Here is a 9,943-nt window from a genome sequence, read left to right as displayed (position 1 = left end):
CCTCCCGCCCTCGCGCCCGCCGCCCCATGCCCACCGTCGTCCTGCTCGACGGCGACAATACCCACCTGGCCAATCTCTGCGGCCCCCTGGACGAAAACCTGCGCCAGCTCGCCGACGGCATGGGCGTGAAGCTGTCGCGCCGCGGCAGCCGCGTCACCCTGGAAGGCGAGCGGGCCGAACTGGCCGGCCGCGTGCTGCGGCGCTTCCATGAACAGGCCGTGCACCGCGCGCTGTCCATCGACGACATCCAGCTCGGGCTGGTGGAGATCGGCGTGGGCCGCCAGGAAGAGAAACTCCAGGACGATCTGACCGAGGCGGCCGCCGCCCTGCCGCCCGTGGACGACGAGAGCGACGGCATCGCGCTGCGCACGCGGCGCAGCGACCTGCGTCCGCGCACGCCGCGCCAGCGCGACTACCTGAACAACATCCTCAAGCACGACATCACCTTCGGCATCGGGCCGGCCGGCACCGGCAAGACCTGGCTCGCCGTGGCCTGCGCCATCGACGCCATGGAGCGCGACACCGTGCAGCGGCTGGTCCTCACGCGGCCGGCCGTGGAGGCGGGCGAGCGCCTGGGCTTCCTGCCGGGCGACCTGGCGCAGAAGGTCGACCCCTACCTGCGCCCGCTCTACGACGCGCTCTACGACCTGATGGGGTTCGAGAAGGTGCAGCGGCTCTTCGAGAAGCAGACCATCGAAATCGCGCCCCTGGCCTACATGCGCGGCCGCACGCTGAACCATGCCTTCGTCATCCTCGACGAAGCGCAGAACACCACGCCGGAACAGATGAAGATGTTCCTCACCCGCATCGGCTTCGGCAGCAAGGCGGTCATCACGGGCGATCCGTCCCAGGTGGACCTGCCGCGCGGCCAGGACAGCGGCCTGGCCCACGCGGCCAAGGTGCTGCACGAGGTGCAGGGCATCGCCACCACGCGCTTCACCAGCCGCGACGTGGTGCGCCATCCGCTGGTGGCCCGCATCGTGGATGCCTATGACCGCGCCGCCGAAAATGACGCCTGACGCCGCGCCCCGGCTGTCGCTGTCGGTGCAGTACGGCGTGCGGGAGCCGCGTCTGCCCCGCTGGCGGCTGCGCCGCTGGGCGCAGCGCGCGCTGGCGGCGGCGGCGGCCGACGGGCTGGTCGATTTCTCCGCCGCCGAGCTCAGCCTGCGCCTGGTGGGCGCGGCCGAGGGCCGCCGCCTGAACCGCGAATTCCGCGGCCGCGACTACGCCACCAACGTGCTGACCTTCGAATACGGCGTGGACCCGCTGGGCGTGGCGCGCGGCGATATCGTGGTCTGCGTGCCGGTGCTGGCGCGCGAGGCCCGCGAGCAGCGCAAGCCCCTGCTCCATCACGCCGCCCACCTCACCCTGCACGGCGTGCTGCACGCGCTGGGCTACGACCACATCGAGGCGCGCGACGCGCAGCGCATGGAAGCCCTGGAAACGGCCGCGCTGGCGCAGATGGGCATCGCCGACCCGTACCTGGCCGGCTGAACCCGCCGGCCGACCCCGCCCTCCGGGCCTACCCTGAGGATTGCCGCGAAATGGCGTGCAACAGGGCGCAGAAGACGCAGGTTGCGGCCAGATTGCGGCCATTTGGCCGCCTGCGTTACAAATAGAGGGTCACTTTCGGTTATGCTGGCTTCTTCCGCAACTTGTCCTCCCGGACGATGCCTGACCCTTACCCTGCTCCCGACGCGACCCCCGCTCGCACCGCCAAACCCGCCAACAAATCTTTCCTGGACCGCCTGCTCTCCCTCGTGCGCCGCGAGCCCGAGGACCGCGAAGGCATCAAGGCCGTCCTGGAAGCCGCCCACGAACGCGAGCTGCTCGACGCCGAGTCCTATCGCATGATCAAGGGCGCGCTGGCCGTGTCCGAAGGCACCGTGGGCGACATCATGGTGCCGCGCTCGCGCATGGACCTGCTGGACGTCAGCCAGCCCCTGCCCTACCTGGTCGCCACCGTAATCGAGACCGCCCACTCGCGCTTTCCGGTCTACGAGGGCGACCGCGACAACATCATCGGCATCCTGCTTGCCAAGGATCTGCTGCGCTGCATGCTGGAGCCCGACATCGAGGTGCGCGCGCTGGTGCGGCCGGCCGTGTTCATTCCCGAGTCCAAGCGCCTGAATGTGCTGCTGCACGAGTTCCGCGCCAGCCGCAACCACCAGGCCATCGTCATCGACGAGCACGGCGGCATCTCGGGGCTGGTGACCATGGAAGACGTGCTGGAGCAGATCGTCGGCGACATCGAAGACGAATTCGACGAAACCGAGGAAGACTCCATCTTCCCCGAAGGCGAAAACCAGTGGCGCGTGCGCGCGGCCACCGAGATCTCCCACTTCAACGACGTGTTCGGCTGCAAGCTGCCCGACGACGAGTACGACAGCGTCGGCGGCTGGATGGGCGGGCAGCTCGGCCGCATCCCGCGCCGCGGCGACCACGCCGAATTCGACGGCCTGCGCCTGGAAGTGGCGCGCGGCGACGCCCGCCGCGCCATCTGGCTGCGCGTCAAGCGCATCGCGCCTGCGTCAGGCGCGCAACCCGCGCGCGATCAATGAGCCGCGCCGCACGCAGCATGCGCCCGGGCGCCCTGGGCGGCGCGGCGCTGGCCGGCGCGGCCCAGGCCCTGACGTTTGCGCCCGGCCCGCTGCCGGATGGGTCCCTGGCCGTCGTCCAGCTCCTGGCCCTGGCCGTGGCCGCCCGCCTCACCCTGTATGCCCCCCGCACGCGCCAGGCTTTCGCCCGGGGCTGGCTGTTCAGCTTCGCCACCTACGCCATCGGCCTGTACTGGATCTTCATCAGCCTGCACCGCTACGGCGGCCTGGCGGCTCCGCTGGCCGTGGGCGGCGTGCTGGCGCTGTCCGCCTTCATCGCGCTCTTTCCCGCCGCCGCCTGCGCGCTGGCGCACCGCTACGCGCCGCTGCCGCCCGAGGCCGCGCCCCGCCGGACCCTGGCCGCCACCCTGGGCTGGGCCGGCGCCTGGGCCCTTTTCGAATGGCTGCGCGCCGTGGTCCTTACCGGTTTCCCGTGGCTGAACGTCGGCTATGCGCAGGTGGACGGCCCGCTGGCGGGCTGGGCGCCGGTGCTGGGCGTGCACGGCATGGCCTTCCTGGCCGCCTTCGCCGCCGCCGCGCTGGCCACGCTGTGGCAGCCCTCGCGCCGCGAGAAGCCCGACGCGCGCCGCGCGCTCGCCGCCGGCGTGGCGCTGGTGCTGGCCGCGGCGGGCTGGCCGCTGGCACGGATCGACTGGTCGCGGCCGATCGGCGAGCCGCTGCAGGTGCGGCTGGTGCAGGGCAACGTGGAGCAGTCGCAGAAATTCGACCCCGCGCTCATGCAGGAAGGCCTGCGCCGCCATTTCCACCTGGCCTCGATGCCGCCGGAGCCCGGCGTGCCCGAGCCGCGCCTCATCATCCTGCCCGAAACCGTGCTGCCGGTGTTCCAGGACCAGCTCGACCCCGCCGTCTGGACGGCCTGGCGCAACACCGCCGCCGATCGCGGCGCGGTCATCGCCATGGGCGTGCCGCTGCACGACCGCGTCGCGGGCCGCGACCGCTACACCAACAGCGTCATCGGCCTGGACGCCTCCACGCCCGAAAAGCAGATCCATACGGGCGCCACGCCCATGCGCTACGACAAGCGCCATCTCGTGCCCTGGGGCGAGTACGTGCCGCCGGGCTTCCGGTGGTTCGTGGACATGCTGGACATCCCGCTGGGCGATTTCGACCGCGGCGGCGAGCGCCAGACGCCTTTCGCCGTGGATGGCCAGCACGTGGCCTTCAACATCTGCTACGAAGACCTCTTCGGCCCCGAGCTGCTGCCCGCGCTGCAGCCGGGCCCCAACGGCGAGCCCGGCGCCACCATTCTCGCCAACGTGAGCAACCTGGGCTGGTTCGGCGACTCCTGGGCGCTGCGCCAGCATTTGCAGATCGGCCGGCTGCGCACCATGGAAACCGCCCGCCCCATGCTGACCTCGACCAACACCGGCATTACCGCCGCCATCGACGCCAAGGGCCGCGTCGCGGCCCAGCTGCCGCCCATGACGGCCGGGGTGCTGCCGGTTGCGGTGCAGGGCATGACGGGGCTCACCCCCTACGCCCGCCACGGCGACCTGGGCGCGCTGGGCATCATCGGCCTGGCGCTGATCGCGGGCGTGGGCAGCGCGCGCCGCCGCCCCGGCGGCCGCGCCTGAGCCGGCCGCGCCTGAGCCGGCCGCACCTAAGCCGGCCGCGCCTAAGCCGGCCGCACCTCGCCAGATCAGGCGAACAGGTCTTCGGGCAGCGCGCCGCTCTCGTCGGCCGGCAGCAGCGGGCCCGCGCCCGCGCCGGTTTTCTCGATGGCCGCGGCAATGCGCGCCATGTCTTCGCTATCCAGCTCCAGCTCGGCCGCGGCCAGCAGGCCGTTGACCTGCGCGGCGCTGCGCGCGCCGACGATGGCGCCCGTCACGCCGGGCCAGGCCAGGGTCCAGGCCGCCGCCACCGAAGCCACCGTGGCGCCGTGCCGCTCCGCCACCGGCTTGAGGGCTTCGGCCAGCGCCAGGTTTCTTTCGAGCCGGGGGCTCTGGAATTCGGCGTTGCGGCTGCGCCAGTCGTCCTGGGGCAGGGCCGCGGCGCGCGCGGCGCTGAACCCGCCCGTCAGCAACCCCGACTGCATGGGGCTGTAGACGATGACGCCCGTGCCGTGCGCCGCGCACCAGGGGATGAGGTCGGCCGCCGCCTCGCGCTGGATGGCTGAAAACGGCGGCTGCAGCGTGTCCACGTGCCCCAGCGCCTCGGCGGCCTGCAATTGGGCCAGGTTGTGGTTGGACAGGCCCACCGCCCTCACCTTGCCTTCGCGCCTGAGATCGAGCAGCGTCTCCCAGTAAGCCTCCAGCGGCGTGCCGTCGCCGGCCGGCCAGTGCATCTGGTAGAGGTCGATGCGCTCCACGCCCAGCCGGCGCAGCGAATGCTCCAGCTCGCGCCGGATGCCGGCGGGCGCGCCCGTGCGGCGCGGCATGGCCAGCGGCTGCTCCTCCGACCAGGCGAGGCCGCATTTGGTGAAGACGTAGGGCCGTTCGGAAGGCGCCATCTGCGCCAGCGCCCGGCGCACGATTTCCTCCGAATGACCCAGTCCGTACACCGCCGCCGTGTCGATCCAGTTGATGCCCCGGTCCACGGCGCGGCGGATGGCGGCGATGGAATCCGCGTCGTCCTGCGCGCCCCAGCCTACCGCCCATCCATTGCCGCCCATGGCCCAGGCGCCCAGCCCGATCCGCGTAACGGACATGCCGGTCGCGCCCAGGGGACGGGTCGGAAACGAGGTCTGCGAGTTCATGCTGGTCTATCTCCCGCCGGCCCGGCCGGCTGCTGGGACTGCCCGAAATCATAGCGCCGCGCGCGGTCTCGCAGGCGGCGGCCCGCCTGTCGGCCCGCGCCGCAAGCGCCATGCCCGTCAGCGAGCCGCCGTGCCGCGGCTTTCCCGCCATATTTTTCTCCGCCCCCGGTTTTTAACTTTTTTCATGAAACGACTTGCACGCCAAATTCAGTTCGTGCATAATCTCGTTTCTTCGCCAACGGCACTAAACAAAACCGGCTGCGAGGGACGAAAAAGCGGCAGAAAGCAGTATCCGCCCGCTTTTAATCCAGGCGCATCGGGGCTGATTAGGGATACGGGGGTATAGCTCAGCTGGGAGAGCGCTTGCATGGCATGCAAGAGGTCAGCGGTTCGATCCCGCTTACCTCCACCAGTCGAAAGCGAAGTTGCAGTAAAAAGAGCAGTAATCCGCATGATAAGTCCAAGTCCCCTTCGTCTAGAGGCCTAGGACATCACCCTTTCACGGTGAGTACAGGGGTTCGAATCCCCTAGGGGACGCCAGCTCGCTGGCACGGTCATGTGGAAATGCGCACAGTAGTGAAGTACGCCGCTGCGGAGCGGTAGTTCAGTTGGTTAGAATACCGGCCTGTCACGCCGGGGGTCGCGGGTTCGAGCCCCGTCCGCTCCGCCAAGCACTCGCTGCCGTGCTCATGCCCAGGCTCCGTTTTCGGGGCTTTTTGCTTTTATAGAGTGTGAGACCTTGTTTTCGCCTCGGCGGACACAGGGATTCCTGGGGGTATAGCTCAGCTGGGAGAGCGCTTGCATGGCATGCAAGAGGTCAGCGGTTCGATCCCGCTTACCTCCACCAGTTTCTCCTCTGTAGAAGCATTGCAGTAAAGCAGTATCTGTACGGGTCCCCTTCGTCTAGAGGCCTAGGACATCACCCTTTCACGGTGAGTACAGGGGTTCGAATCCCCTAGGGGACGCCAGCTCGCTGGCAAGTGACACAGCAGTACGAAAGAAAACCGCTGCGGAGCGGTAGTTCAGTTGGTTAGAATACCGGCCTGTCACGCCGGGGGTCGCGGGTTCGAGTCCCGTCCGCTCCGCCAAAGAATTCAATAAAATCAAGCACTTACGTGATGTAAGTGCTTTTTTTTCGTCTTGATTTATATTCCAAAGTCGGGTTTTTCGTTCCAAAGTTTGGACTATCCGACTTTCGGGCTGGCTGGAAAGCCGCGCCAGGCCTAGCTTTCCGAGTTGGGTCACCTTAAAGAATACCGGCCCATGCCGCCGGTATTCTTACCCCCTCTCCCCTACTGATTTATGCACCCGAATGGGTGCGCACCTCCGGGTGGGTCAGTATTACACCGGCGCTAACAGCTAATACCCTGAACAGACTTTGCCGGAGGCAGGATCAGTGCGTTTTCCTCGGCCGGTTCATCATTCAAAACAGTTTCCGGGGGTTGAAGCGAAATCAGCCAGTCGGCCAAATCCGCTGACTCATGGTTACCGTTCTGGCTAAGGCTGAACAGCAGATCTTCCTGGCGGGGTTGACCGAAAACCATCCGATAGAGGGCCAACCCTTGCTTCAGCCGTTTGAGTTTGCCAACCTCCTTGCTGTACGGGAGCAGAGGAATGCGGCGCTCCACCCGGGCGGAACCATCCTCGAAGATCCAATACGGGATGAGATCGGAAAGCCCATTGGATTTGCCTTGGGCCGCGATCTGAAAAAGGGTCTGCCACGGATCGCCTCCCTCATGCGCCACGGAGAGAGCAGTCAGACCATACCGTTCCGCAACATTCTTTCTGACCGCATGGCCTTTATACCGATGAACCCGGCCTTCGCGCTGTTCAAGATCAACGGGATTGGAAGGCAGATTCCAATGGACCACGGCATGGCACCAAGTGTGGAAGTCCAACCCTTCCTGACCTATCGAGGTCGACGCCAGAACGAAGGGACGAAACGGTGAGTTGAAGGCGTCCCGTACCGAGTCTGCGCGAACGAGAGCCTGGTTGTTGTCGTCTCGAATATCCCCGAACCGGAGCGCGAAACGACAGCGGGTGTTGAAATCATCGAGAGCAAAGCCGTCGCCCGACATCTTTATTTCGTCGATTCGAATCTGCGCGGTTCGCAGTGACAACACCGATTGGATGCACTCGGCTATGCCAGCCACCTGTCCTTCCGGTGAGTGCTCTTGGAGACCCAAAGACTCTCGAAGGACATGCACATATTCGTCGAGCACCGATTGGAGATTGCCGTCGATACCGTACTGAAGCGTTAACCGCCAATAAGTGTCCTCGCCGGAGCCTCGCAGCATGGCAATCGTCTCCGGCATATTGAAAAGAGATCGGAAGCCGGATGCGATTCTGGCTGCGGCCGACAGAAGGTTCGGATCGCCCGCATCGATCCCGACACCGATACGGCGAAGTGCTCGCAAGGCACACACTCCTGGACCGGCAAGAGCCAGATCGCAAAGCACATCGACCAGATCATCCGGCTGAGGACCGAGAGGAATGTTGCCCTCCGCCATGCTGACCAGCAGGTCGATGTGATCTTTGAAACGGGTGCCTGATTCATGGTCCGGCGTAGCGGATCTCCATCCCGAATGGCTCTTACACCAGTCCAACAACCCATTATGGGAATCGAGAAGAATGGGAGCCGCCCAATACCATCGCTCATCAGCCCGCGTCCCTTCCCCGGCATCAGGCAGGGTCTCGACCAAACTGCGGCAAATAGCCTTGACCTCGTCCCTCAGCTCCTGGACGTCCAGTGGTCCGCTTCCACGGCCCAGAGCAATCTCAAGCGGGTCAATCTTGGTGGTAAGGGTTGGGGACGGCAGCAACCAGGCAATAACCGGCATACCAGTCAGGCGATTATCATTTGAGGCCACCGCAAACCGCAGCAATGGCTTAATCTTGTCATAGAGTTCGCTGTGGGAAACCGAGGTTCCGGCGATCATCTTCCGTTCGGCTTCGTAGGAGCAGATCGACGCAATCGCGTCCGGAACAGCACTCCAAGAGGAAAACACAAGGGCCTTGGTCAAGCCATCCTTGTCCTGGTATGCGCCGCCAGGCTCGATATACGGCATGGAAGGCGGCATCCATAAAAGCTGCCACATGCCCTTATCAATCGTGTCTTCAAAAAGTACGCGCATCCTCGGATTGGCAGGATCGAGAGCCTGATAGCCTTCAAATTTACCCTTCGTCAGCAACTGCCCATTTGCCGACGAAAGAGTTCCGCGAAGAGCATCTGAAGGGGCATTCAACTGGGCATCCAGCTTATGCCGCAGCTCATAATGCTTCAGAAAGTTGATCAGGTAAGGCGCAGACTTCCAGTATTCGATTGGCTCCCCGGCTTTGACACAGATTGCCACCGCGTCAACCGTCGCGGCGTGCTGAAGGTCCGCTGGCGTAAGGGGAGCCATCCGTTCAATCTCGGTCATCATCGAGTTATGATCACGAGTCGTCGCGACCCGTTCTGTTCGACACATGACCTTCAGGAGCGCTCGTTCAAGTTCGGCCTTTTTCCCCGGTTGACATACCGACCCCTTCGCGCAGGCATGGAGCGTCGTTCGATGTTCTGACAAGAGATTTTTGACCGCATCGACCTCACCGGAATCATTGAAGAGGAAGTTCAGCGTCCTGATGAAATCTGGATAGTGGTCGTCCTCGTCATTCTCCTGGTCGAGGGTGAACATCTTGTAGGGCGTTGCGGACAGCAGGAGAACGCGAACGTCGGGATGTTCAAAGAGCGCGGTCGCCAGCAAGGAGGCTTCGTCATCGCCATCCAACAGGTGCTTGAATCGTTGGAACTCATCAAGGATGACCAGATCGGGCTCAAGCGCGGAAAGGCACACTGAAGCCAGCTTACTTCTGAGTTTTCCGATCAGGTCGTAGCGAAGTTCGGAGTCCTCCCAGGGGATTTTGCTGTAGTCCCGGTAACGAGCAAAGCGTTCACAGCCTTCCTTAAGGGCCGCATACAGTTCGGCATCCTCAATAACTGCCCGACGGAAGGCCTTGGAAAGGTCTACATCCAGATCCTCTGCTGGGAGGTTTTTGGCCTTGGCTCGCCAGTTGTCCTTACCTGCTGTCGCCTGAAGAATGTTGAGGAGGCCTACGCGCAGCCGTCTGCGTCGTTCATTTTGCGCCAGGGGCAAGTCGTACAGCATCCGATAGAGGATAGCCCGTTCGTCGGCATGCCCCCCTCGACTACGCGCATGGTCGAAGGCGGTGCCGGGCGTCAGGCTGATGAAATTCACCTTGTTCTTTCGTAGTGACCGCACTTGTCTGGGAAGGTAAGTCAGCCGCGTGGCGATTGAAAAACCATCAGTGTCGCTGACATTGAGCCGATTGACATTCTGGGTTGCGATGGCGGCATTGGAGCAGATGTAGATCACATCGACCCGATCCACCTCGTCCTGAAGGTGCTCCAAGGTCTTGGCAATGATTCCCCTAGCGACAAGCGTTTTCCCGAGTCCAACTTCATCGGCGATCAGAAAACGGGAAGTTGGGTCATCGCCATAGATGTTAGCGCCGGTGTAATACTGACCCACCCCGTCGGAGTAAATCTGACCCACCTGGGCAATGATGGTGGCTTTTTGGCCACCGACAATGTTGACTCAGGAGCAAGCAGTGGAGATCAAGGTAATGG

At 64.6% G+C, this 9,943-nt stretch carries 6 protein-coding genes and 6 tRNA genes; 10 read left to right on the top strand and 2 right to left on the bottom strand.

All coding sequences use genetic code 11. The features are described 5' to 3' along the window. From NGJ44_RS22740 to lnt, 4 genes are all read left to right on the top strand, one after another. On the top strand, positions 1-1,019 hold a 1,019-nt coding region (locus NGJ44_RS22740), incomplete at its 5' end, for a PhoH family protein (RefSeq protein WP_251865985.1). Then, entirely contained in the window at positions 1,009-1,494 is a 486-nt protein-coding gene (gene ybeY / locus NGJ44_RS22735; RefSeq protein WP_251865982.1) for an rRNA maturation RNase YbeY, read from the top strand. The genes NGJ44_RS22740 and ybeY, both read left to right, overlap by 11 nt. A 176-nt stretch (positions 1,495-1,670) precedes the next feature. Beyond that, the gene (locus tag NGJ44_RS22730; protein ID WP_251865980.1) at positions 1,671-2,561 is read left to right on the top strand and encodes a CorC family transporter; all 891 of its coding nucleotides are present in this window, start codon (positions 1,671-1,673) and stop codon (positions 2,559-2,561) included. Then, a complete protein-coding gene (gene lnt, locus NGJ44_RS22725) occupies positions 2,558-4,192 on the top strand; it encodes an apolipoprotein N-acyltransferase (protein ID WP_251865978.1) in 1,635 nt (544 codons plus the stop codon). Before NGJ44_RS22730 ends, lnt begins: the two co-directional genes overlap by 4 nt. Positions 4,193-4,257: 65 nt before the next feature. Here lnt and NGJ44_RS22720 read toward each other — a convergent pair whose 3' ends face one another. Beyond that, the gene (locus NGJ44_RS22720; RefSeq protein WP_251865977.1) at positions 4,258-5,313 is read right to left on the bottom strand and encodes an aldo/keto reductase; all 1,056 of its coding nucleotides are present in this window, start codon (positions 5,311-5,313) and stop codon (positions 4,258-4,260) included. A 336-nt stretch (positions 5,314-5,649) separates the two neighbouring features. Here NGJ44_RS22720 and NGJ44_RS22715 point away from each other — a divergent pair. From NGJ44_RS22715 to NGJ44_RS22690, 6 genes are all read left to right on the top strand, one after another. After that, positions 5,650-5,725, top strand: a tRNA-Ala gene (locus NGJ44_RS22715). Between the two features lie 52 nt (positions 5,726-5,777). After that, positions 5,778-5,853 (top strand) — tRNA-Glu (locus NGJ44_RS22710). A 53-nt stretch (positions 5,854-5,906) separates the two neighbouring features. Then, positions 5,907-5,983, top strand: a tRNA-Asp gene (locus NGJ44_RS22705). Positions 5,984-6,084: 101 nt separating this feature from the next. Next, a tRNA-Ala gene (locus tag NGJ44_RS22700) sits at positions 6,085-6,160 on the top strand. Between the two features lie 45 nt (positions 6,161-6,205). After that, positions 6,206-6,281, top strand: a tRNA-Glu gene (locus tag NGJ44_RS22695). Positions 6,282-6,324: 43 nt separating this feature from the next. Further along, positions 6,325-6,401, top strand: a tRNA-Asp gene (locus tag NGJ44_RS22690). Between the two features lie 264 nt (positions 6,402-6,665). Here NGJ44_RS22690 and NGJ44_RS22685 read toward each other — a convergent pair. After that, positions 6,666-9,869 (bottom strand): DEAD/DEAH box helicase, encoded by a 3,204-nt coding sequence (locus tag NGJ44_RS22685; protein WP_251865975.1) that lies wholly within the window; start codon positions 9,867-9,869, stop codon positions 6,666-6,668. Positions 9,870-9,943: the final 74 nt, after the last annotated feature.

Origin of the sequence: Achromobacter sp. Marseille-Q4962 (assembly GCF_943737005.1) — a bacterium.
In the GTDB taxonomy this organism is placed as follows: domain Bacteria; phylum Pseudomonadota; class Gammaproteobacteria; order Burkholderiales; family Burkholderiaceae_B; genus Achromobacter.
The sequence above is the reverse complement of the archived record's forward strand: the minus strand, read 5'-3'. Positions and strand labels throughout refer to the sequence as shown.

What these genes read in the sequence shown, in the direction of transcription:
- ybeY (WP_251865982.1), top strand. Translation starts at nt 1,009, where the DNA reads ATGACGCCTGACGCCGCGCCCCGGCTGTCGCTGTCGGTGCAGTACGGC.
- lnt (WP_251865978.1), top strand. Translation starts at nt 2,558, where the DNA reads ATGAGCCGCGCCGCACGCAGCATGCGCCCGGGCGCCCTGGGCGGCGCG.
- NGJ44_RS22730 (WP_251865980.1), top strand. Translation starts at nt 1,671, where the DNA reads ATGCCTGACCCTTACCCTGCTCCCGACGCGACCCCCGCTCGCACCGCC.
- NGJ44_RS22720 (WP_251865977.1), bottom strand. Translation starts at nt 5,313, where the DNA reads ATGAACTCGCAGACCTCGTTTCCGACCCGTCCCCTGGGCGCGACCGGC.